General features: G+C 66.2%; 18 protein-coding genes. 12 read left to right on the forward strand and 6 right to left on the reverse strand.

Going from position 1 to position 23595, the window contains the following annotated elements; genetic code table 11:
- Positions 1 to 2: 2 nt before the first annotated feature.
- Both BLS74_RS02285 and BLS74_RS02290 read right to left on the reverse strand, forming a co-directional pair.
- A complete protein-coding gene (locus BLS74_RS02285; protein ID WP_093102614.1) occupies positions 3 to 2699 on the reverse strand; it encodes a circularly permuted type 2 ATP-grasp protein in 2697 nt (898 codons plus the stop codon).
- A 153-nt stretch (positions 2700 to 2852) separates the two neighbouring features.
- Positions 2853 to 6356 (reverse strand): transglutaminase family protein, encoded by a 3504-nt coding sequence (locus BLS74_RS02290; RefSeq protein WP_093102616.1) that lies wholly within the window; start codon positions 6354 to 6356, stop codon positions 2853 to 2855.
- 651 nt (positions 6357 to 7007) lie between these two features.
- On the opposite strand from BLS74_RS02290, the gene BLS74_RS02295 reads away from it, so the two are divergent.
- The 4 genes from BLS74_RS02295 to BLS74_RS02310 all read left to right on the forward strand — a co-directional run bounded on the left by BLS74_RS02295 (position 7008) and on the right by BLS74_RS02310 (position 11772).
- Complete coding sequence (locus BLS74_RS02295; protein WP_093102618.1) at positions 7008 to 8516, forward strand: circularly permuted type 2 ATP-grasp protein; 1509 nt, start codon at positions 7008 to 7010, stop codon at positions 8514 to 8516.
- A gap of 18 nt (positions 8517 to 8534) precedes the next feature.
- On the forward strand, positions 8535 to 9491 hold the full coding sequence (locus tag BLS74_RS02300; RefSeq protein ID WP_093102619.1) for an alpha-E domain-containing protein: 957 nt from the start codon (positions 8535 to 8537) through the stop codon (positions 9489 to 9491).
- An 848-nt stretch (positions 9492 to 10339) separates the two neighbouring features.
- Positions 10340 to 11167 (forward strand): MlaD family protein, encoded by an 828-nt coding sequence (locus BLS74_RS02305; RefSeq protein WP_093102621.1) that lies wholly within the window; start codon positions 10340 to 10342, stop codon positions 11165 to 11167.
- Entirely contained in the window at positions 11164 to 11772 is a 609-nt protein-coding gene (locus BLS74_RS02310) for an ABC-type transport auxiliary lipoprotein family protein (protein WP_093102622.1), read from the forward strand. Before BLS74_RS02305 ends, BLS74_RS02310 begins: the two co-directional genes overlap by 4 nt.
- Here BLS74_RS02310 and BLS74_RS02315 read toward each other — a convergent pair.
- Genes BLS74_RS02315 through BLS74_RS02325 form a run of 3 tightly spaced genes read right to left on the reverse strand, consistent with a single transcriptional unit; the run spans position 11769 to position 14593 of the window.
- A complete protein-coding gene (locus BLS74_RS02315; RefSeq protein ID WP_093102624.1) occupies positions 11769 to 12320 on the reverse strand; it encodes a cytochrome b in 552 nt (183 codons plus the stop codon). The genes BLS74_RS02310 and BLS74_RS02315 overlap by 4 nt on opposite strands.
- 4 nt (positions 12321 to 12324) lie before the next feature.
- Positions 12325 to 13818 carry a glycerol kinase GlpK gene (gene glpK / locus BLS74_RS02320; protein WP_093102625.1) on the reverse strand — a complete coding sequence of 498 codons (1494 nt, stop codon included), beginning with the start codon at positions 13816 to 13818 and terminating at the stop codon, positions 12325 to 12327.
- 1 nt (position 13819) lies between these two features.
- Complete coding sequence (locus BLS74_RS02325; RefSeq protein WP_093102690.1) at positions 13820 to 14593, reverse strand: DeoR/GlpR family DNA-binding transcription regulator; 774 nt, start codon at positions 14591 to 14593, stop codon at positions 13820 to 13822.
- Between the two features lie 168 nt (positions 14594 to 14761).
- On the opposite strand from BLS74_RS02325, the gene glpD reads away from it, so the two are divergent.
- The 8 genes from glpD (at position 14762) to BLS74_RS02365 (ending at position 22976) form a co-directional block, all read left to right on the forward strand.
- A complete protein-coding gene (glpD, locus tag BLS74_RS02330) occupies positions 14762 to 16354 on the forward strand; it encodes a glycerol-3-phosphate dehydrogenase (RefSeq protein WP_348272411.1) in 1593 nt (530 codons plus the stop codon).
- The gene (locus BLS74_RS02335; RefSeq protein WP_093102628.1) at positions 16345 to 17421 is read left to right on the forward strand and encodes an ABC transporter ATP-binding protein; all 1077 of its coding nucleotides are present in this window, start codon (positions 16345 to 16347) and stop codon (positions 17419 to 17421) included. The genes glpD and BLS74_RS02335 overlap by 10 nt, the downstream gene beginning before the upstream one ends.
- Position 17422: 1 nt before the next feature.
- On the forward strand, positions 17423 to 18493 hold the full coding sequence (locus tag BLS74_RS02340) for an ABC transporter ATP-binding protein (RefSeq protein WP_093102630.1): 1071 nt from the start codon (positions 17423 to 17425) through the stop codon (positions 18491 to 18493).
- Positions 18490 to 19380 (forward strand): carbohydrate ABC transporter permease, encoded by an 891-nt coding sequence (locus BLS74_RS02345; RefSeq protein ID WP_093102631.1) that lies wholly within the window; start codon positions 18490 to 18492, stop codon positions 19378 to 19380. The genes BLS74_RS02340 and BLS74_RS02345 overlap by 4 nt, the downstream gene beginning before the upstream one ends.
- On the forward strand, positions 19377 to 20189 hold the full coding sequence (locus tag BLS74_RS02350) for a carbohydrate ABC transporter permease (RefSeq protein WP_093102633.1): 813 nt from the start codon (positions 19377 to 19379) through the stop codon (positions 20187 to 20189). The genes BLS74_RS02345 and BLS74_RS02350 overlap by 4 nt, the downstream gene beginning before the upstream one ends.
- A 12-nt stretch (positions 20190 to 20201) precedes the next feature.
- Positions 20202 to 20510: a DUF2160 domain-containing protein gene (locus BLS74_RS02355; RefSeq protein ID WP_093102634.1), complete on the forward strand. Its 309-nt coding sequence runs from the start codon at positions 20202 to 20204 to the stop codon at positions 20508 to 20510.
- Positions 20511 to 20598: 88 nt separating this feature from the next.
- The gene (locus BLS74_RS02360; protein WP_093102636.1) at positions 20599 to 22329 is read left to right on the forward strand and encodes an ABC transporter substrate-binding protein; all 1731 of its coding nucleotides are present in this window, start codon (positions 20599 to 20601) and stop codon (positions 22327 to 22329) included.
- An 89-nt stretch (positions 22330 to 22418) separates the two neighbouring features.
- On the forward strand, positions 22419 to 22976 hold the full coding sequence (locus tag BLS74_RS02365; RefSeq protein ID WP_093102637.1) for a histidine phosphatase family protein: 558 nt from the start codon (positions 22419 to 22421) through the stop codon (positions 22974 to 22976).
- Here the strand turns inward: BLS74_RS02365 and BLS74_RS02370 are convergent, their stop codons facing one another.
- Positions 22977 to 23594 carry an HD domain-containing protein gene (locus tag BLS74_RS02370; RefSeq protein ID WP_093102639.1) on the reverse strand — a complete coding sequence of 206 codons (618 nt, stop codon included), beginning with the start codon at positions 23592 to 23594 and terminating at the stop codon, positions 22977 to 22979. It abuts the gene before it with no gap.
- Position 23595 lies beyond the last annotated feature (1 nt).

Below are 23595 nucleotides of genomic sequence, written 5' to 3' on the forward strand. Positions count from 1 at the left end.
GATCAGGCACCGACCGAACGCAGCGACTCGGACGTGAGGGTGAAGTAGCGGATGCCGATGGCGTCCGACACATGGTAGGCCGCGGTCTCGCAGTTTTCGAGCACATCCTCGAGCGCGGGATGGCGTCCGTCGAGTCCGGCTTCGCAGAGATGTTCGAGTGTCCACGTGGCCGGATCGGGCAGCTCGTGCGAGAGGGCGGTGAGCTTGCCCGGCGCGCTGCCCGCCAGCCGCGCGATGCGGCCGCGCAGCGTTTGCGTGACCCAGGCCAGCGAACGCGGGTTGTCGCCGTCCTGCACCAGCAGGTCGACCAGGGTCGCGACATCGCGCCGCTGCTGATAGCGCGCGTGGAAGGTGATGGTGCTGTCGAACAGCGCAACCATGGCCTCGAAGCCGCTCATCTCGTGCACCGAACCGATCTCGAGACCGGCCGCCAGCGAACTGGAGAGAAAGCCGAGCCGCTCGATGTGGCGGCCGATCGAGAGCAGCCGCCAGGCGTCGTCGCGCGTCATGCGATCGGTCTGGGCGCCGGTCATTGCGGCGAGCGCGGCGCTGGTCGATTCGAGCATGCGCAGCGCCCCGGCGCTCGCGTAGCTGCCTTCGCCCTTTTCGCCGGCCTGCTCGGCGGAGCGGCGCAGGAATTCGGCTTCGGCGCGCACGATCTGGTTCCAGTTGTCCTGCGACAGCCGCTCGCGCACCGCGGCCGCGGCCTCGCGCACGCAGCGCAGGCTGTAGCCGACGCTGCCGCCCTTTTCGACGTCGCCCAGCTCCGCGATCAATGCGCGTTCGAACACGCGGCGCGACTTCGGGATGGTCGGCACATCGCGCGGCACCAGCGCATTGCGCAGCGCCAGGCGATGCAGCCAGGCCAGGAGCGCCGGCGAGGACTGGTCTTCGCCGCCGAGGAGGTCGAGCGTGAGCCGCGCGAGGCGCACCGCGTTCTCGGCACGCTCGGTGTAGCGGCCGAGCCAGAACATGTTCTCTGCCGCGCGGCTGGTGACCGGCGCACGGTGTCGCGCGAGCGAGGCCGGCGTCGCATGCGACTGCAGCAGCGTGGTGCGGTCGACCTCACCGTGGGTCTGCACCCAGACGTCGGCGCTGCTGCCGCCGCGCTGCATCGAGGCGATCTGCGCATCGGCGCCCGCGAGCCGCGCCAGGCCGCCGGGCAGCACCCGCCACGACTTTGCGCCGTCGCTCACCGCGAACACCCGCAGCAGCACCGAGCGCGGCGCGATGTGGCCGGGGCCGAGGTCCTGGGTCCAGGTCGGCATCTGCGACAGCGGCAGGTAGCTCTGCACCGTGTGCTCGTCGCCCTGGCGCACGATGCGCCCGGCCCATTCGTCGAGCGCGCGGCGTCCCATGCGGCTGCCGAGCACGGCGTCGAAGCTGGTGTGGGAATCGTCGCCGGGGTAGGTGGACTTGATCGCGCAGCTGTCGAGCTGCGGCAGCACCGCTTCCATGGCGGCGCGTTCGCCGCACCACCAGGTGGGCAGGGCCGGCAGCCGCAGCTTCTCGCCGATCAGGCGGCGCGCCAGCGCCGGCAGGAAGCCGAGCAGGGCGGGCGACTCCAGGAAAGCCGAGCCCGGCATGTTGGCCACCAGCACGTTGCCGGCGCGGATCGCCTGCAGCAGGCCCGACACGCCGAGCGTGGAGTCGGGCCGCAGTTCGAGCGGGTCGAGGTACTGGTCGTCGAGCCGCTTGATCAGCCCGTGCACCGGCCGCAGGCCCTGCAGCGTCTTGAGGTAGAGGCGCTGGTCGCGCACCGTGAGGTCGCTGCCTTCGACCAGCGTGACGCCGAGGTAGCGCGAGAGGTAGGCGTGCTCGAAATAGGTTTCGTTGTAGGGCCCGGGCGTGAGCAGCGCGATGTGCGGCGGCTGGCCGGCGGGGCACATGTGCTGCAGGCCTTCCATCATCGCGTGGTAAGTCGCGGCCAGGCGCTGCACGTGCAGCGCTTCGAAGGCCTGCGGAAACTGGCGCGCGATCGCGAGCCGGTTCTCGAGCAGGTAGCCCAGGCCTGAGGGTGCCTGTGTGCGCTGCGACACCACCCACCAGTTGCCGTCGGGTCCGCGCGCCAGGTCGAAGGCGGCGATGTGCAGCCAGGTGTCGCCGGGCGGCTTGACGCCGTGCATCGCGCGCAGGTAGCCCGGATGGCCGTGCACCAGCGCGGGCGGCAAGAGGCCCTCGGCCAGCAGCTGCTGCGGCCCGTAGACGTCGGCCATCACGCGGTCGAGCAGGCGCGTGCGCTGCAGCACGCCGGCCTCGATCTGGGCCCAGCTCTCGGGCGAGACGATCAGCGGGAAGAGGTCGAGCGACCAAGGGCGCTGCGGGCCGTCGGCATCGGCGTACACGTTGTAGGTGACGCCGTTGTCGCGGATCTGCCGCTCGAGGCTGACCGCGCGCCGCGGCAGGTCGTTGAAGCCGGTGGCGCCCAGCTGCTCGAAGAAATCGGCCCAGGCGGGCGCCAGCGGCGGGCGCTCGCGCGCAGAGGCCTCTTCAGCATGCACCGCGGGTGGCGCGGACGAAGCCTCGTACAGCGGCGCCGGCTGGGAGGGCCCGCCAACGCGCGGGGCCGCGACCGGCGTCGCGGCCCCGCGCAGCTCGTCGAAGTGGCCCGGCGCTGCCGGCGGGGCGAGCGCCGAGGCCAGCTCGGCGGGCGCTTCCAGCGCCTGGGCGTCGAAAAGGGATTCGTTCAGTGGGTCCAAGATGTGCCGATTGTCACATCGGCGTCATCGCGATGGGGCGGTGGGCGATGATTCCAGGAACACCGCGGAACCGGCTTTGCCGGGCCGCTGGTGTTGCCCCCTGCAAGGGGGTTGGCGAGAGCGACACGAAGTGCGCGAAGCCTGGGGGTGGGCTCATCCTCGTCTCAAATCCAACGTGAACGGGAACTCGCGGCTTCCAGCAAGTTCGATCGTCGCCGGTGGCGTGCGCAGCAGGCCGGGGGTATGGCCCATGCGCGAGAAGCGCGAATGGCGCCGGCTTTCGGCCTCGTTGGCGTTGACCGGGAAGCTCTCGTAGCTGAGCCCGCCCGGATGCGCGACGAAGTACTGGCAACCGCCGAGCGAGCGCTTCATCCAGGTGTCGACCAGGTCGAAGGTGAGCGGCGCATGGACGCCGATGCTGGGATGCAGCGCCGAGGGTGGATTCCAGGCCTTGTAGCGGATGCCGGCCACGAATTCGCCGACCGTGCCGGTGGGCTGCAGCGGCAGCACCTGGCCGTTGACGGTGACGACGTGGCGGCTTTCGTTGAGGCCGGTCACGCGCACCTCGATGCGTTCGAGCGAGGAGTCGACATAGCGCACCGTGCCGCCGGCCGAGCCTTCCTCGCCCATCACGTGCCAGGGCTCGAGCGCGTTGCGCAGCGACAGCTCCACGCCCATGGCCTGGACCTGGCCCACCAGCGGGAAGCGGAACTCGAAATGCGGCGCGAACCAGTCCGGATCGAAGGCGAAGCCGGCCTGCCGCATCTCGCTGATGACGTCCTCGAAATCCATCTTGACGAAGGTCGGCAAGAGAAAGCGGTCGTGCAGCTCGGTGCCCCAGCGCGTGGCGGGTGCCTTGTAGGGCTCGTCCCAGAAGCGGGCGATGAAGGCGCGCAGGAGCAGCTGCTGCGCGATGCTCATGCGCGCGTGCGGTGGCATCTCGAAGGCGCGCAGCTCCAGCAGGCCGAGGCGGCCGGTGGCGGAATCGGGCGAGTAGAGCTTGTCGATGCAGAACTCGCTGCGATGCGTGTTGCCGGTGACGTCGACCAGGATGTTGCGCAACGTGCGATCCACCATCCAGGCCGGCATGTTCTGGCCGTGGATCTCGCGGTTGCGCGCGATTTCCCTGAGCGCGATCTCGAGCTCGTAGAGCTGGTCGTTGCGCGCCTCGTCGACGCGCGGCGCCTGGCTGGTCGGGCCGATGAACATGCCCGAGAACAGATAGCTCAGCGACGGGTGGTTGTGCCAGTAGAGCAAGAGGCTCGCGAGCAGCTCGGGCCGGCGCAGGAAGGGGCTGTCGGCCGGCGTGGCACCGCCCAGCACGAAGTGGTTGCCGCCGCCGGTGCCGGTGTGGCGGCCGTCGGTCATGAACTTCTCGGCCGACAGGCGCGTCTCGAAGGCCGCGTTGTAGAGGAACTCGGTGTGATCGACCAGCTCGCGCCAGTTGGCCGCGGGATGGATGTTGACCTCGATCACGCCGGGGTCGGGCGTGACCTGCAGCATCTTGAGGCGTGGATCGCGCGGCGGCGGGTAGCCTTCGATCACGATCTGCACGCCCAGCTGCTCGGCCGTGGCTTCGACCGCGGCGACGAGATCGAGGTAATCCTCCAGCCGCGCCAGCGGCGGCATGAACACGTAGAGCACGCCCGAGGCGCTCCCCACCTTCTCGGCCGCCGGCCCGTTGGCGCGGCGCGGGTCGCGCACCTCCACGCACAGCGCGCTGCGCGTGATCCAGTGGGCCGATTCGCCGCGCCGCGGCTCGCGGGTCGCGGTCGGATCGGAGGAGGCCGCGGCAGCGCGTGCCGCCGCCGGGTTGCCGTGCGCGGCCTGGAAGCGCAGCGCGGACGGCGCCTGCTGCGGTACGCCGAAGTCGTAGGGCACGGCGCCCAGATCGACCGGCGCGCCGGCGAGCCCGCCTTCATAGCGCGCACGGAAGAGGGTGGAGGCGGGCAGCGGCGCGCGCGGCGCGGTGGGGTCGCGCTCCACCAGGTAGGGATAGTCGCCCTTGCTGACCCAGGGTTGCGAATCGAGCGGCAGGCGGTAGCCCATCGGCGAATCGCCGGGGACCAGGTACATGCGGTCGTCGCGCAGGAACCAGGGGCCGGTCTTCCAGCCCGGTCCGGCGAGCGCGGGCGCATCGGTGTCGGCGTTCGCGGCCTCGATCGGCAGCATGTAGCCGATCACTGCATCGAGCTTCTGCGTGAACACGCGGCGCAGGCGCACGCGTTCCAGCTCGTCGTCGAGCTTCGAATCGAAGGGGTCGACGTTCACCGGCAGCCGGCGCTCGCGCCAGAGGTAGTAGTAGACGTCTTCGTAGCCGGGCTGCACGAAGCGGTCGGTGAGGCCGAGCTTGTGCGCGAGCGCGCTGGTGAAGCGGCGCGCGTCTTCGCTCGTGTAGTGGGTGGGCGTGCGTTCGTCGGCGAAGAGCTCGGGCTTGTGCCACAGCGGCTGGCCGTCGGCGCGCCAGAAGATCGACAGCGCCCAGCGCGGCAGCTGTTCGCCCGGGTACCACTTGCCCTGGCCGAAATGAAGGAAGCCGCCCTGGCCGTATTCGGCGCGCAGCTTGTGCACGAGCTCGGTCGCGTAGCCGCGCTTGGTCGGGCCGAGCGCATCGGTGTTCCATTCGGGCGCGTCGCGGTCGCTGGTGGCGACGTAGGTCGGCTCGCCGCCCATCGTGAGGCGCACGTCGCCGGCATTCAGGCGAGCATCGACTGCCTCGCCGAGCGCCAACACCTCGGCCCATTGATCGTCGGTATAGGGCTTGGTCACGCGCGGCGATTCGTGGATGCGCGTGACCTTCATCTCGTGGGCGAAGTCGACCTCGGCCTCGTCGACCGCGCCTTCGATCGGCGCCGCACTCGAAGGTGTGGGCGTGCAGGCCAGCGGGATGTGGCCTTCGCCGGCCATCAGGCCCGAGGTGGCGTCGAGCCCGATCCAGCCGGCGCCGGGCAGATAGACCTCGCACCAGGCGTGCAGGTCGGTGAAGTCGACCGTGGTGCCGCTGGGGCCGTCGAGCGCCTTCACGTCGGGCGTGAGCTGGATCAGGTAGCCCGAAACGAAGCGCGCCGCCAGGCCGCAATGGCGCAACAGCTGCACCAGCAGCCAGCCCGAATCGCGGCAGGAACCGGAGGCATTGGCCAGCGTCTGCTCGGGCGTCTGCACGCCGGGCTCCATGCGGATCAGGTAGCCGACGTCCTTCTGCACCTGCTGGTTGAGGCCGACGAGGAAGTCGATGGTGCGCTTCGTCTTGCGGTCGATCTTCTCGAGGTAGGCCGCGACCAGCGGCGTGGCAGGGTCGGCCACGAGGTAGGGCGCGAGTTCCTGCGCCTGCGATTCGGTGTACTTGAAAGGGAAGTTCTCGGCCTGCGGCTCGAGGAAGAAGTCGAAGGGGTTGTAGACCGCCATCTCGACCACGAGGTCGACCGTGACCTTGAACCCGCGCGTCTTCTCGGGGAACACCAGCCGCGCCTGGTAGTTCGCGAACGGGTCCTGCTGCCAGTTGATGAAGTGCTGCTCGGGCTCGACGCGCAACGAATACGAGATCACGTTGCTGCGGCAATGCGGCGCGGGGCGCAGGCGGATCACCTGCGGTCCCAATTGCACCGGGCGGTCGTACTTGTAGTGGGTGACGTGGTGGAGAGCGGCGTGGATGGACATTTTTTCTCGGAACGTCGAGGTTGCCTCGGAGTGAGACGCATACTAGCCCACACGGTTAGCAATTAGCGCGCCACAGAGAGCGTGTAAGGGAGCGATTGCAGCATGTCATCAGGGATCGTTGCGTGACGCCGGGCGGGGAGCCGCGCGGCCTGGCTTTCTTTGCCGCCATGGCCGGCTCGGTGCTGGGCGCTGCGCTCCAGTTGCAGTTGCAGTTGCAGTTGCAGCAGGCGGCGCTGTGACATGGTGGTGTTTACGCCGGGGTGCTGTTGGCCGCGGTCGCTGGCGGGCTGTTGCTGCGGGGATTGCGACGCTCGGCCCTGGCCATGCTGCTGCTCGGCGCGATGGCCGGCGCCGGCCTTGCGGGCTGGCGCGCGACCGCCTATGCGGGTGATGCGCTGGCGCCCGCGCTCGAGGGGCGCGACCTGCAGGTGGTGGGCATCGTTTCGCAGATGCCGCAGCGCGGCGATGGCGCCGTGCGCTTTCTCTTCGACCTCGAATCGGCGCGCTGGGCCGGCGGTAACGACCGCGGCATGCCGCGCGTGCCCCCGCGAATGCCAGCGCCGGACCGCGAAACGCTACTGGCACCACGTTGTTCCCTAGAAGCACTGGCCCTGAACTTGCTAAGCTACGCCCAAGGAGATTGGTCGTCCCATGCACAAATTCGACGAGATGTACGAGCAGCTGCCCTACCATGGCGCAGCGGTCCGAAACCACTACAAGCGCTACGACCAATGGCTCGCGAAGCAGCCCGGCGAGGTGATGCGATCGCGGCGCGAGGAGGCGGAAATGATCTTCCGCCGGGTCGGCATCACCTTTGCCGTGTACGGCGCGAAGGACGAGGACGGTTCGGGCACCGAGCGCCTGATCCCCTTCGACCTGCTGCCGCGCATCATTCCCGCGCACGAGTGGGAAAGCATGGAGAAGGGGCTGGTGCAGCGCGTGACCGCGCTCAACCGCTTCATCCACGACGTCTACCACGGGCAGGAGATCGTCAAGGCCGGCGTGGTCCCCTCGGAGCAGATCTTCAACAACGCGCAGTACCGCCCCGAGATGGTGGGCGTGAAGGTGCCCAACGACATCTACTCGCACATCTCTGGCATCGACATCGTGCGCGCGCCGGACGCGGCCGGCAATGGCGAGTACTACGTGCTCGAAGACAACCTGCGGGTTCCCAGCGGCGTGAGCTACATGCTGGAGAACCGCAAGATGATGATGCGGCTCTTTCCCGAGCTGTTCAGCCAGAACCGCGTCGCGCCGGTGGCGCACTATCCCGACCTGCTGCTCGAAACCCTGCGCGCCTCCGCGCCGCCCGCGACCGCCGAGCCCACCGTGGTGGTGCTCACACCCGGCATGTACAACAGCGCCTACTTCGAGCATGCCTTCCTCGCGCAGCAGATGGGCGTGGAGCTGGTCGAAGGGCAGGACCTCTTCGTCAAGGACGACTTCGTCTACATGCGCACCACGCGCGGCCCGCGGCGCGTCGACGTGATCTACCGCCGCGTCGACGACGACTTCCTCGACCCCGAGGTGTTCCGCCCCACGTCGACGCTCGGTTGCGCCGGCCTCATGCGCGCTTACCGCGAGGGCAACGTCGTGATCTGCAATGCGGTCGGCACCGGCGTGGCGGACGACAAGTCGATCTACCCCTACGTGCCGAAGATGATCGAGTTCTACCTCGGCGAGAAGCCGATCCTCAAGAACGTGCCCACCTACATGTGCCGCAACAAGGAGGAACTCGACTACACGCTGGCCAACATGAAGGACCTGGTGGTCAAGGAAGTGCACGGCGCCGGCGGCTACGGCATGCTGATCGGCCCGGCGGCGACGCATGCCGAGATCGAGGACTTCAAGAAAGCCGTGCTCGCCAAGCCCGACGGCTACATCGCGCAGCCCACCTTGAGCCTGTCGACCTCGCCCACCTTCGTGGAGGCCGGCATCGCGCCGCGCCACATCGACCTGCGCCCCTTCGTGCTCTCGGGCAAGGAAGTGCAGATGGTGCCCGGCGGCCTCACGCGCGTCGCGCTCAAGGAGGGCTCGCTGGTCGTCAATTCGTCGCAGGGCGGCGGCACCAAGGACACCTGGATTCTCGAAGGGGACCGCCGCACCAAGCCGCGCTCGGAATCGCAGTCGCAATCGCAATCGCAAACCCAAGTGGGTTGATCAGGGGAGCACCACAGCATGTTGTCACGCACCGCCGATCACCTCTACTGGATGTCGCGCTACACCGAGCGGGCCGAAAACACCGCGCGCATGCTCGACGTCAACTACCAGACCTCGCTCTTGCCGCAATCGGCCGAGGTTGCCAAGTACGGCTGGCAGGGCCTGCTCTCCATCAGCGAGCTGCTGCCCTTGTTCAACGAAAAGCACGAGCACATCGTGCCCGACGAGGTGATGGAGTTCATGGTCAAGGACGAGTCCAATCCCTCGTCGATCCTTTCGTGCCTCCGAGCCGCGCGCGAGAACGCGCGGGCCGTGCGCGGCGCGCTCACCACCGAAGCCTGGGAGACGCAGAACACGACCTGGCTCGAGGTCAACCGCATGCTGCGCGCCGGCGAATTCGAGCGCGACCCGGGCCAGTTCTTCGAATGGGTCAAGTTCCGCTCGCACCTCTCGCGCGGCGTGACCCTGGGCACCATGCTGCAGGACGAGGCCTTCCACTTCTCGCGCCTGGGCACCTTCCTGGAGCGCGCTGACAACACGGCACGCCTGGTCGACGTGAAGTTCCATGCGCTCAACAGCGAGTTCTTCGGCACCGCCACCGAGGAAGACCAGGAGTACGACTTCTATCACTGGAGCGCGATCCTGCGCAGCGTCTCGGCCTTCGAGGTCTACCGCAAGGTGTACCGCGACGTGATCAAGCCTGAACGCGTGGCCGAGCTCCTGATCCTGCGCGCCGACATGCCGCGTTCGCTGCATGCGAGCCTGGTCGAAGTGGTGAGCAATCTTGCGAAGGTGCAGAACGACCAGAGCGCGGAGACGCAGCGGCGTGCGGGGAAGCTGCTTGCCGATTTGCAGTACGCGCGGGTCGATGAGATTCTGGCGACGGGACTGCATGCCTATCTGACGCAGTTTCTCGATCGGGTGAATGAGTTGGGGTGGCGGATCAGTCAGGACTTTTTGGTGCCTGGGCACTGAGCATTTTTCGACTGCGAGTCGGCGACTACGGCGCGCTGTGGGCGCAAGTTCATCGACCTGTAGGACCGACTCTAAACACCGATGGGCGATTCAAAGCAGACTTTCCGGTCCGCCACGGATTCGATGGTGATTCATTGTTGGGTGCATCGTGCCGTTCCCTATGAAACACATAGGGCGAACGGAACATGATGTCCGGCGCATAGGCCGCCATGCGCCGTGACTCTACCTTCGAGCGGCCAAAGCGGCCCTGATAGTACGCGGCCATCGTCGGCTCAGCCAAACGGTACTGCTTGCGAATTTGACCGAGCAGTTCGTGGTTATAGGGCTCCTTTCGCGCCCAGTCGGCGAGCGACGCATCGGGCGAATCGTGTTCTGGTTTCGCGGGTCATCGTCGCTTACCTGCGCGATGAAATCGTCGGACTTCGTTGCTTCCGGAACCGCGAAGATCGCGTACTGATCGCCTCTCCATCCGTATGGAGTTTCATCAACGACCAGGCGATAGCCGGCTTGGCTGACTTTCCGCCAGTACGCGCTTCGGTGCGAGAAGTTGCCGGTCTTCGGCTGCTTGTCGAATGCCAGACGGATCCGCTGTGAGCGCATCGCCGCCGGAGATGTCGAGATCCGAGGGCCCAAGGACCAGTTCACTGGTCACGCCGGTCGGGATCGCGGGTGGGGAATATAGGTAGGGGATGTCCTTGCGTGGCGAGGGGTTGAGGCTCGCCCGCCAACAGGTCGAAAATGCAATCTTCGCATCGCGTGGCAATTGCAGGGATGACGGACTAGGCTGGCACCGGCCCAAGCGCCTATTTGGCCGGCGATGTGCGGGCTAGCCATGGAGGCAATGCGCGATGAAAAACGATGTCAACACGAAGGCGCGACTTGCGTTCGTGGCGTTCCTGCTTGTGTCGATTCTCGCTGGGGCAATCTGGTATTTTGTTTCCGTAAGCGATTATGTGAACTATCAGATTTCTACCGAGGAGTCCGTCTCCGGCCTCATTGCCGATGCTCCTGTCGAATTCCACGGCGTTGATGTGGGAAGGGTGAAAAGCGTCAAGCTGGTCCGGTCGAATTCAGTGAGTATTTTGTTGAGTATCGACAAGACCGCTCCGATTACCTCGGCCAGCGTCGCCACGATCACCTCGCGTGGACTCGCTTCGCGAGGATTCACCGGCTACGTCTACATTGCTATCGAAGACGTCGGCATCGATTCGCGGCCGCTGGCAGCACGGCCGGGCGAACTTTATCCGACAATACCGACGGCGCCGTCGAAATCAATGACGCTCGATGGGACGCTGACTCAGATGAATGAGAATGTCCAAGCCGTCACTGAGCTGCTGCAATCGACATTCGACGAGAAGACCATCGCATCGCTGAAGCAATCGGTCGACAGCTTGCAGCAAGTAACCAAGGTACTGGCAGAAAATACCAGGAAGCTGAACTCGATCGTTGCCAATACCGAGCGCGCGAGTCATCGTCTGGAGCCTCTGCTGGAATCGAGTCATGACACAGTGAGAGCGCTTCAGACGCAAATCCTGCCTGAGGCTCACAAGACTCTGTCCAATCTCGATGCGCTGTCCAGTTCCCTCTCCGGCGTGGCGACCAGGATCAATCGAGACCCGTCGATCTTGATTCGCGGCACCAGGCCTCCACCGCTTGGGCCCGGGGAAGAAAAATGAAGGGAAGTATGGCGAGGGCGGCGCTGGTTGCGCTATGTGCCATCCTGCTTTCGGGCTGTGCCCTGTTGTCGCCGGTCGAGACTGCCGCCAAGAAACATGTGCTGAGCAGCATCCCACTCGACCTGCCCAACGAACGGACTCGCTCCGCGACCCTGTTGGTTCTGGTTCCCGAGACCCATCCGGTCTATGGCACGACGCAAATGGCCTATACCACCCAGGTCCATCAAATCGCGTATTTCAGTCGGAATGAATGGGCGGAAACACCAGCGCAGATGATGCTGCCTCTGATCGTCAAGACAATTTCGAATACGCACTATTTCAGCGAGGTCCGGTCGCCTCCTCATTTTGGTCGCCACACTTTCGCTCTTCGCACCGAAATCCTGGAGCTCAAGCAGGACTTCACTTCAGACCCGGCGATACTGCAGCTCACGATACGCTTCCATCTAAGTCGCGAGGCAATGAATCGGGTTATCGCGACCAAGGAAGTGTCGGTGCGCGAACCCTTGCGGGAGAGAAATCCCTCCGCCGGGGTCGCGGCGGCCAATGAGGCTGCGGGAAAAGTATTGCGGGAACTCGCCAGGTTCGTGGTCGAGAAAGCGGGTTAGGGCAGCATTTTGCGCAAAGTATCGTCCTTGAATACGAAATGATGCCTCAGTGCCGCGCCCACATGGACGAATATGACAAGCACGAGCACATAAGCGAGCCACTTGTGGACATCGATGAGTCGCTGAAACAGATGGTCGTCGCGAGGAAGGAAATCAGGCAGCGTGAAAAAGCCAAAGAACGATACCGGGATGCCAGCGGCGGAAGACATGAGCCAACCAGTCATCGGCAAGACGAACATCAGTGCGTAAAAGGAGAGATGGACGAATCGGGCGGCGATTTTTTGCCAATCAGGCAGGTGTGCAACCAGTTGCGGGAGCACATTCGTCAAACGCCAGCCCAAGCGCACCGCGAGCAAGACGAGTACCAGCAAGCCAAGCTCCTTGTGGTAGAGAATCAGCGTGATCTTTTTTGTATTGAAGCCGACATCTGGAAGCGTGACCATGTAGATGCCCAATGCCAAAAGTCCGATGACAAGAAAAGCCATCAACCAGTGGAGCAGGATCGCAACAGCGCCATAGCGGTCCTCGGTGTTCTCGATCGGGGTCATGGCATCAAACCAGCGTCGCCCTCCGCACCGCCAGCTCCCACCGCTCCATCTTCTCCTCAGCCTTCACCCGGCTCAGGGTAGGCATGAAGCGCCGTTCGACGCGCCACTGCTTCGACAACTCACTCAGGTCGCGGTACACGCCGGTCGAGAGTCCTGCCAGGTAAGCCGCACCGAGCGCCGTGGTCTCGATGACCTCCGGCCGTACCACCGGAATCCCCAGCAGATCCGCCTGGAACTGCATCAGCAGATCGTTGACGGCCGCGCCGCCGTCGACGCGCAACTCCGCCACCGGCGTGCCGCCCGCGGCGACCGCATCGCGGCTCATGGCCTGCAGCAGCGCGGCGCTCTGATAAGCAATGCTCTCCAGCGCCGCGCGCGCGATGTGCGCGACGGTGGTGCCGCGCGTGAGGCCGGTGATGGTGCCGCGCGCGTCGGCGTTCCAGTAGGGCGCGCCGAGGCCGGTAAAGGCCGGCACCATCATCACGCCGCCCGCATCGGGCACGCTCTCGGCCAGCGCCTGCACCTGTGCGCTGCCCTGGATGGCCTTCAAGCCGTCGCGCAGCCACTGCACTACCGCGCCGCCGACGAACACGCTGCCTTCCATCGCGTACTGCGGCTGGGCGCTGGTCTGCGCCGCGCTGGTCACGAGCAGGCCGTTCTGCGAAGGCTGGAAGGCGCCGCCGGTGTGCATCAACAGGAAGCAGCCGGTGCCATAGGTGTTCTTGGCCATGCCGGCCTCGAAGCAGGCCTGGCCGAAGAGGGCGCTTTGCTGGTCGCCCGCCACGCCGCCGACGGGCAGGCTGCGCTGGAACAGGCCCGCGTCGGTGTCGGCAAAGTGCGCGCTCGAAGGCTTCACCTCGGGCATCAGCGAGGCGGGGATGTCCAGCGCCTTCAGCAGATCGGCATCCCACTGGTTGCTGCGGACATTGAAGAGCATGGTGCGCGAGGCGTTGCTTACGTCGGTCACATGCACCTTGCCACCGGTCAGTTGCCAGATCAGCCAGCTGTCGACGGTGCCGAAGGCCAGCTCGCCGCGCTCGGCCGCGGCGCGTGCGCCGGGCACGTTGTCGAGCAGCCAGCGCAGCTTGGTGCCGGAGAAGTAGGCGTCGATCACGAGACCGGTTTTGTCGCGGATGGTGTCGGTCATGCCGTCTTCGCGCAGCCGTGCGCACAGCGGCTCGGCGCGCCGGTCCTGCCAGACGATGGCGTGGTGCACCGGCTGGCCGGTCTTGCGGTTCCACAGCACGGTGGTTTCGCGCTGGTTGGTGATGCCCAGCGCGTGGATGTCGCTCGCTGTGAGCTTCGCTTTAGCGAGCACCTCGCGCGCGGTCGCGAGCTGGCTGGTCCAGATCTCCACCGGGTCGTGCTCGACCCAGCCGGGCTGCGGGTAGATCTGCGTGAGCTCTTGCTGGGCGATGGCGACGATGCGGCCTTCGCGATCGAAGACGATGCTGCGGGAGCTCGACGTGCCCTGGTCGAGGGCGAGCAGGTAGGTCATCTCAATGGTCCTTTGATGCGATCTCGCAGCGCACCTGTGCGCGCTCGAGCAGCTCCGGAAAAGGCGGCGGCGGCTCGGCGTCGGTAAAAAGGCAATCGATCTGCGACAGCTTCGCCAGCTCGATCATGGCAGGGCGGTTGAACTTGCTCGCGTCGGCCGCGAGCCAGACCTCGCGCGCCTGCGCAATGATGGTCTGCGCCACCTTCACCTCGCGCAGGTCGAAGTCGCGCAGCGTGCCATCGTCCTCGATGCTGGAAACGCCGATCAGCGCGATGTCGACCTTGAACTGGCGGATGAAATCGACCGTCGCCTCGCCCACGATCGCGCGGTCGCGCAGCCGCACCGAGCCGCCCGCGACGATCACCTCGCAGTTCGGGTTGTCGCTCAGGATGGTCGCGACATTGAGGTTGTTGGTGATCACGCGCAGCCCGGTGTGGCGCAGCAGCGCCTTCGCGATCGCCTCGGTGGTGGTGCCGATGTTGAGGATCAGCGAACAGTCGTTCGGCACCCGCGCGGCCACGGCGCGCGCGATGCGCGCCTTGCCTTCGGCATTGAGCGTTTCGCGCTGCTGGTAGCCGATGTTCTCGGTGGTCGAGCTCGGCACCCGCACACCGCCATGGAAGCGCGTCAGCAGGCCTTCGTCGGCCAGTCGCTGCACGTCGCGGCGCACGGTCTGCAGCGTCACTTCGAGCATCTCGGCCAGCTGTTCGACCGTGATCGAGCCGCGGGCGCGGACGGTGTTGAGCAGCTTGAGTTGGCGGGGGTTGGAGTTCACTGACATGGAAGAGAGCGCGGGGCGCGTTACTTTAAAGCGAAAGAAAACGAATGGACTTAAGGGTTAACGCCAAGGAAAATCGCGCATTAAGGAATCAAAATGAAAGAATACGAAAACGCCTCAGGCGAAATAAGTGAACAAATTCACGGGTCCATCCCTCCGTCCGTTGTGAGCGCCATCCCCCCGTCCACCTCCGCCGCCATCACCGACTGCGACGTGCTCATCGTCGGCGGCGGCATCAATGGCTGCGGCATCGCGCGCGATCTGGCGGGCCGCGGCTTTCGCGTGCTGCTGTGCGAGAAGGACGATCTCGCGGCGCACACCTCCTCGTCGTCCACCAAGCTGATCCACGGCGGTCTGCGCTACCTCGAGTACTACGAGTTCTCGCTGGTGCGCAAGGCCTTGCAGGAACGCGAGGTGCTGCTCAAGAGCGCGCCGCACATCATGTGGCCGCTGCGTTTCGTGATGCCGCACGATCCCTCCATGCGGCCGGCCTGGATGGTGCGCATCGGCCTCTTCATGTACGACCACCTGGCCAAGCGCGAGGTGCTGCCGGGCTCGCGCGCTATTGACTTGCGCAGCCACGCGGCCGGCGAGCCGCTCAAGCCGCAGTTCAAACGCGGCTTCGTCTACTCCGACGGCTGGGTCGATGACGCGCGGCTGGTGGTGCTCAATGCGCTCGATGCGCGCGCCAAGGGGGCCGAGGTGCTGACCCGCACGCGCTGCGTGAGCGCGCGCCGCGATGTCGATGGCTGGACCGCTCTGCTCGAATCCGCGGGCGGCGCCCAGCGCACCGTGCGCGCGCGCGCCGTGGTCAATGCGGCGGGGCCCTGGGCCGAATCCTTCTTGCGCGGCGTGGCCCACGCGGCCAAGGGCGAGGCGTTGGCCACGCGGCACCTGCGGCTGGTCAAGGGCAGCCACATCGTGGTGCCACGCCTCTTCAAGCACGACCACGCCTACATCTTCCAGAACCCCGACAAGCGGATCATCTTCGCGATTCCCTACCAGGACGATTTCACGCTGATCGGCACCACCGACATCGAGCTGAACGGCGACGATCCTGGCGCGGCGCGCATCGGCGCGGACGAGATCGACTACCTCTGCACCCAGGCCAGCCGCTACTTCGAGAAGCCCATCGTGCCGGCCGACGTGGTCTGGACCTACTCGGGCGTGCGGCCGCTGCTCGACGACGACTCGGGCGACCCCTCGGCCGTCACGCGCGACTACCTGCTCGAAAGCAACACCGGTGCCGCACCGCTGCTGTCTGTGTGGGGCGGCAAGATCACGACCTTTCGCAAGCTCGCCGAAGACGCGGCCGACGAGGTGGGCCGGATGCTCGGCGATGCGCGGCCGGCATGGACCGAAGGCGCCTTTCTCGCGGGCGGCGACCTGTCGGGCTGGATCGGGACCGCCGCGCGGCCCGATGACGATTTCGAACGCTTCGTGGCAGCGGTTGGCTCGAAGTACCCGTGGCTCGATGCCGCGCTGGCGCGCCGGCTCGCGCGCGCCTACGGCGCCCGCATCTCGAACGTAATCGGCGATGCGCAATCGATGGCCGACCTCGGCGCCGCCGTGGCACCCGGCCTGCACGAGCGCGAGCTGCGCTATCTGCACAACGAGGAGTGGGCCTGCAGCGGCGACGACGTGCTCTGGCGCCGCTCCAAGCTGGGCCTGCACCTCACGCGCCAGGAGCGCGAGCAGGTCGGTACCTGGATGGAGATCAACACGAGTTCGCAAGAAGGAATTGCTGCATGCAACTGACACTCGAGCGCGTCACCAAGAAGGTGGGCGCCCAGACCTGGCTCTACCCGCAGAGCATCGCGCCGAAGCATGGTGCGGTGACCGTGCTGCTGGGCGCCACGCAGGCCGGCAAGACCAGCCTGATGCGGCTGATGGCCGGCCTCGACACGCCGACCGAAGGCAAGGTGCAGGTCGACGGCAAGGACGTGACCGGCGTGCCGGTGCGCGAGCGCAACGTGGCGATGGTCTACCAGCAGTTCATCAACTACCCCTCGCTCAAGGTGGGCGAGAACATCGGCTCGCCGCTCAAGCTGCGGGGCGAGAAGAACGTCGATGCGAAGGTGCGCGAGCTGGCCGACAAGCTGCACATCGGCATGTTCCTCGACCGCTATCCGGCCGAACTCTCGGGCGGCCAGCAGCAGCGCGTGGCGCTGGCGCGCGCGCTGGCCAAGAACGCGCCGCTGATGCTGCTCGACGAGCCGCTGGTCAACCTCGACTACAAGCTGCGCGAAGGCCTGCGCGAAGAACTCACGCAGCTCTTCGCCACCGGCGACTCGACCGTGATCTACGCCACCACCGAACCTGGGGAGGCCCTGCTGCTGGGCGGCTACACCGCGGTGATGGATGCCGGCGAGCTGCTGCAGTACGGGCCGACCGCCGAGGTGTTCCATGCGCCGCAGTCGCTGCGCGTGGCGCGCGCCTTCAGCGACCCGCCGATGAACCTGCTGGCCGGCCACGTGGTCGCCGGCGGCGTGCAACTCGAAGGCGGGCCGCTGCTGCCGATCGCGCTGCCGGCGGGTGTCGAAGGCGCCGTGACCATCGGCCTGCGCGCGAGTGCGCTGAACGTGAACGCGGGGGAGGGCGACATCGCCCTGCCCGGCAAGGTCGAACTGGCCGAGATCTCTGGCTCCGACACCTTCGTCCACGCCGAGACCCTGGTGGGCGAACTGGTGGCGCAACTGACCGGGGTGCACCGCTTCGAACTCGGCACTGCGATCACCTTGTACTTCGCGGCCTCGCAGGCCTACGTGTTCGACGCCGGCGAGCGGCTCGCGGTGGCGCCGGCCTGGCGCCGGAAGGGAGACTGACATGGCTCGTATCGACCTCGACCTGGCCCATGCCTATCGCCCCAACCCGAGGGAGGACAGCGACTATGCGCTGCTGCCGCTCAAGATGAGCTTTCGCGACGGCGGCGCCTACGCCTTGCTCGGCCCCTCGGGCTGCGGCAAGACCACCATGCTCAACATCATCTCGGGCCTGCTCGCGCCCTCGCAGGGCAGCGTGCGCTTCAACGGCCGCGACGTGACGCTGGAGACGCCGCAGCAGCGCAACATCGCGCAGGTGTTCCAGTTCCCGGTGATCTACGACACCATGACCGTGGCCGAGAACCTCGCCTTCCCGCTGCGCAACCGGCAGCTGCCAGCCGAGCAGATCAAGAGGCGGGTGGGCGAGATCGCCGAGATGCTCGACATGAGCGGTCAGCTCAACCAGCGCGCCGCCAACCTCGCGGCCGATGCCAAGCAGAAGATCTCGCTCGGCCGCGGGCTGGTGCGCAGCGACGTGTCGGCGGTGCTCTTCGACGAGCCGCTGACCGTGATCGATCCGCACCTCAAGTGGCAGCTGCGGCGCAAGCTCAAGCAGATCCACCGCGAGCTCAAGCTCACGCTGATCTACGTCACGCACGACCAGGTCGAGGCGCTGACCTTCGCCGAAGAGGTGGTCGTCATGACGCGCGGCAAGGCGGTGCAGGTGGGCAGCGCCGAGGCGCTGTTCGAGCGGCCGGCCCACACCTTCGTCGGCCACTTCATCGGTTCGCCGGGCATGAACTTCCTGCCGGCGCAGTGCGCTGGCGGCGTGCTGGAGATCGCGGGCAACCGGCTCGCGCTGCCGCGGGCGCTGCCCGACGGCGCGCTCAAGCTCGGCATCCGGCCCGAATACCTCGCGCTGGCCGAACTCCAGTCGCCCGGCGCATTGAGGGCCACGGTCACGCAGTTGCAGGACGTCGGGACGCACCAGATGCTCAGCGCACAGATCGGCGAGAGCGTGCTCAAGGCCCGGCTGCATTCCGATGCGCAGGTGCCGTCGGTCGGCGAGCCGGTCTGGCTCAAGGTGGTGGACAAGCACACCTGCTATTACCGCGATGAGGAGCTGGTCGCATGAACGGAACCGTGAAACCCATCAACCAGAAGGCCTGGTGGCTGGTGCTGCCGGTGCTGCTGTGCGTGGCCTTCTCGGCCATCGTGCCGCTGATGACGGTGGTCAACTACTCGGTGCAGGACATCATCTCGCCCGAGCGGCGCGTGTTCGTCGGCACCGAATGGTTCGCCGCGGTGATGCGCGACGACGAGCTGCATGCAGCCCTGTGGCGCCAGCTCGGCTTCTCGCTCGCCGTGCTCGTCGTCGAGATCCCGCTGGGCATCTGCCTGGCGCTGTCGATGCCATCGACCGGCTGGAAGTCATCGGCCGTGCTGGTGGTGGTCGCGCTCTCGCTGTTGATTCCGTGGAACGTGGTCGGCACCATCTGGCAGATCTTCGGGCGTGCCGACATCGGGCTCTTCGGTTGGGCGCTGCAGAAGCTGGGCATCGAATACAGCTACACCGGCAACGCGCGCGATGCCTGGCTCACGGTGTTGGTGATGGACGTCTGGCACTGGACGCCGCTGGTCGCGCTGCTGTGCTACGCCGGGCTGCGCTCGATTCCCGATGCCTACTACCAGGCCGCGCGCATCGATGGCGCAAGCAAGTTCGCGGTGTTCCGCTACATCCAGCTGCCCAAGATGCGCGGCGTGCTGGTGATCGCGGTGCTGCTGCGCTTCATGGACAGCTTCATGATCTACACCGAACCCTTCGTGCTGACGGGCGGCGGTCCGGGCAATGCGACCACCTTCCTGAGCCAGTACCTCACGCAGAAGGCCGTCGGCCAGTTCGACCTCGGTCCGGCGGCCGCCTTCTCGCTGATCTATTTCCTGATCATTCTGCTGCTTTGTTTCGTGCTCTACAACTGGATGCAGCGGGTCGGCACGCAGGAAGTGGAGGAAACGAAATGAACGAACGCCGCTTCCGCAAGCGCAGCGTCTTCCTGCTGCTCTACATCCTGTTCGCGCTCCTGCCCATCTACTGGATGGTCAACATGAGCTTCAAGACCAACGAGGAGATTCTTTCGAGCTTCTCTTTCTTCCCCCAGCAGTTCACCTGGGCCAACTACGCGCGCATCTTCACCGACGAATCGTGGTACTCGGGCTACATCAACAGCCTGATCTACGTCGGCATCAACACGGTGATCTCGCTCACGGTCGCGTTGCCGGCGGCCTATGCCTTCTCGCGCTATTCCTTCCTCGGCGACAAGCACGTGTTCTTCTGGCTGCTCACCAACCGCATGACGCCGCCGGCCGTGTTCCTCTTGCCCTTCTTCCAGCTCTACACCACGGTCGGGCTGATGGACACGCATCTGGGCGTGGCGCTGGCGCACCTGCTCTTCAACGTGCCGCTGGCGGTGTGGATCCTGGAAGGCTTCATGAGCGGCATTCCGCGCGAGATCGACGAGACGGCCTACATCGACGGCTATTCCTTCCCGCGCTTCTTCCTCACCATCTTCCTGCCGCTGATCAAGGCCGGCGTCGGCGTCGCGGCCTTCTTCTGCTTCATGTTCAGCTGGGTCGAGCTGCTGCTGGCCCGCACGCTGACCAGCGTGAATGCCAAGCCGATCGTGGCCACGATGACGCGCACGGTGAGCGCCTCGGGCATGGACTGGGCCACCTTGGCGGCCGCGGGCGTGCTGACCATCGTGCCGGGCGCGATCGTGATCTGGTTCGTGCGCCACTACATCGCCAAGGGCTTCGCGATGGGACGCGTCTAAGGAGACTGAAAAATGTTCGAGTGGATGGTCTGGACCACGCCGGTGGCCGTTTTCTTCAGCTGCATCGCACTGATGCTGGTCGGCATGACCGTGTGGGAATTCAAGTCGCCGACCACCCTGCGCCGCGGTTGGCTGCCGATGGAAACCACGCGCGGCGACCGGCTCTTCATCGGGCTGCTCATCGCGGCCTACATCAATCTGGCCTTCATCGGCCTGGCCGGCCTGTTCCAGGAGTGGTTCAGCCTGGAGGTCGAACCGTCGATCTGGATCAGCTTCGTGCTGTCGATGCTCGCGCTGGCGCTGATCATGCGCAAGGGCTGACGGCAATCGCTTTCTTCAGCTGTCCGGCTCTTCGCTTTCCCGGGGCCGGGATCTGCACAACACCGGGAAGCACCATGAGGAGACATCCATGAAGATTCGCTACACAGCGTTGGCACTGGCAGCGGCGACTTTTGCCTTGCAGAGCGCCTGGGCCGGAGAACCGGAGGCCAAGAAATGGATCGACAGCGAATTCCAGCCGTCGACCCTGAGCAAAGACCAGCAGACCGCCGAGATGAAATGGTTCATCGACGCCGCCAAGAAGTTGCAGGCCAAGGGCGTCAGGGAGATCTCGGTGGTGTCCGAAACCATCACCACGCACGAGTACGAATCGAAGACGATGGCCAAGGCCTTCGAGGAAATCACCGGCATCAAGGTCAAGCACGACCTGATCCAGGAAGGCGACGTGGTCGAGAAACTGCAGACCTCGATGCAGTCGGGCAAGTCGATCTACGACGGCTGGGTCTCCGACTCCGACCTGATCGGTACCCATTACCGCTACGGCAAGATCATGAACCTGACCGACTACATGGCCGGCAAGGGCAAGGAATACACCAACCCGGGCCTCGACCTCAAGGACTTCATCGGCACCAAGTTCACCACCGGTCCAGACGGCAAGCTCTACCAGTTGCCCGACCAGCAGTTCGCCAACCTCTACTGGTTCCGCGCCGACCTGTTCGCGCGCCCCGACCTGAAGGACAAGTTCAAGGCCAAGTACGGCTACGACCTGGGCGTGCCGCTCAACTGGAGCGCCTACGAGGACATCGCCGAGTTCTTCAGCGTCGACGTGAAGACCATCGACGGCAAGCCGATCTACGGCCACATGGACTACGGCAAGAAAGACCCGTCGCTCGGCTGGCGCTTCACCGATGCCTGGCTCTCGATGGCCGGCACCGCCGACATCGGAACGCCCAACGGCCTGCCGATCGACGAGTGGGGCATTCGCGTCGGCGACGACAAGTGCACGCCGGTGGGCGCCAGCGTGTCGCGCGGCGGTGCGACCAATTCGCCCGCGGCCGTCTATGCGCTGACCAAGTACATCGACTGGATGAAGAAGTACGCGCCCAAGGAAGCCACCGGCATGACCTTCGGCGAAGCCGGCCCGGTGCCCGCGCAGGGCCAGATCGCGCAGCAGATCTTCTGGTACACGGCCTTCACCGCCGACATGACCAAGGCCGGCCTGCCGGTGGTCAACGCGGACGGCACGCCCAAGTGGCGCATGGCGCCCGGCCCGAACGGACCGTACTGGAAGCAGGGCATGCAGAACGGCTACCAGGACGTCGGCTCGTGGACCTTCTTCTCTGCGCACGACGAGAACCGCACGGCCGCCGCCTGGCTCTATGCGCAGTTCATCACTTCCAAGACCACCTCGCTCAAGAAGACCATCGTGGGCCTGACGCCGATCCGCGAGTCCGACATCCAGTCGAAGGCGATGACCGACATGGCGCCCAAGCTGGGCGGCCTGGTCGAGTTCTACCGCAGCCCGGCGCGCGTGGCCTGGTCGCCGACCGGCACCAACGTGCCTGACTATCCGAAGCTGGCGCAGCTCTGGTGGAAGAACGTGGCCGAGGCGGTGACGGGCGAGAAGACGCCGCAGAAGGCCATGGACAACCTGGCCGACGAGATGGACAACGTGATGGGCCGCCTGGAGCGCGCCGGTATGGCCAAGTGCGCGCCCAAGCTCAATGCCAAGGGCGATCCCAACAAGTACCTGAGTGACCAGCATGCGCCGTGGAAGAAGCTGGCGAACGAGAAGCCGAAGGGCGAGACCATCGACTACAACAAGCTGCTGAGCGCCTGGAAGGAAGGCAAGGCACGCTGAGCGCCTGAAGCGCAAGTCGAGGGCTGCTGTGCGATGGCGCAGCAGCCCTTTTTGCTTTGGGGTCGACCGCGCTTTGCTAGCCTCGCGCGATGCCTGGAAGACGCGAATTCATCCTGCTTGCAGCGGCACTTCTGGGCCGTTCCCATGCCCAGACGGGTGCCGATGCGATGGCCGAGCGCCTGCGTGCCGGCCGGTGCGCGCTGCTGTGGCGCCACGCGCAGACGACGCAGGGCGTCGGCGATCCGCCCGGCTTCAGGCTGGACCAGTGCAGCACGCAGCGCAACCTGAGCGAGGCGGGCCGTACGCAGGCCCGCGCGGCGGGCGAGTGGTTGCGTGCCCGCGGCCTCGCACCGGGCGCCGTGCGTTCCAGCGCGTGGTGCCGCTGCAAGGACACGGCGGACCTGGCCTTCGGTGCCCATTCCCTGTGGGCGCCTCTCAACTCGACCTTCGGCAGCACTGAGATCTCGGCCAACAACCGGCAACTCCTGCTCGACGGACTGGCGCGCATTCCGGCCGGTACTTTCGAGGTCTGGGTTACGCACCAGGTCAACATCACGGCCTTCACCGGCGAGTCGGTGGCGATGGGCGACGCGGTGGTCGTCGATCGCGCGGCCAAGGTCGTGGCACGCGGCGGCTTTGGCGGCTGATCAGCCGATCGCTTGCTGCAGATTGATGCGCGCCTGGGCTTCCAGCTTCGCCCGGATCGATGCGCTGAGATAGAGCGGATCGCGCGCCAGGAAGCGGCCGAGAATTTCACGCCGTCGCAGCTCGAAGACGTCGGGCGGCACATGTGCGTACTCGGCGCGGATCTGCCGCTCGTACTCGGCAAAGCGCGCGGCAGGCGCGCCGAGGATCGAGAGGTCGATGTCGACCAGCAACTGTGCATCGGCATCTTCGGGCTGTGCGTGGTGGCGCGTGGCCATCACCAGCGCATGGACGCGCCGGGCCGCATCGCCCGCGACGCCGGCGGCCAGCAGCGCGGCTTGCGCCCAGTCGGCGCTTCGCGCCTCGTTGTCGCGCCGGTGCACGTCATAGATCGCGTCGTGGAACCACAGCGCGAGCGCGATCTCGGCCGGGCGCTCTGCATGGCTGCGTTCGCGCGCGAGACCGGCCAGGCATTCGTCCAGGTGCTGCAGCGTGTGGTAGGCGCGATGCGGCTCGCTGTAGTGCGCCAGCAGCTTGGCCAGCAGCACCTCGTCGGGCGCAGCGACGCCGAGGTCGCGCCAGGCATCGATCCACGAGGCGCGCCGCACGCCGGCGTCCATG

The organism is Variovorax sp. CF079, assembly GCF_900101545.1.
In the GTDB taxonomy this organism is placed as follows: domain Bacteria; phylum Pseudomonadota; class Gammaproteobacteria; order Burkholderiales; family Burkholderiaceae_C; genus Variovorax.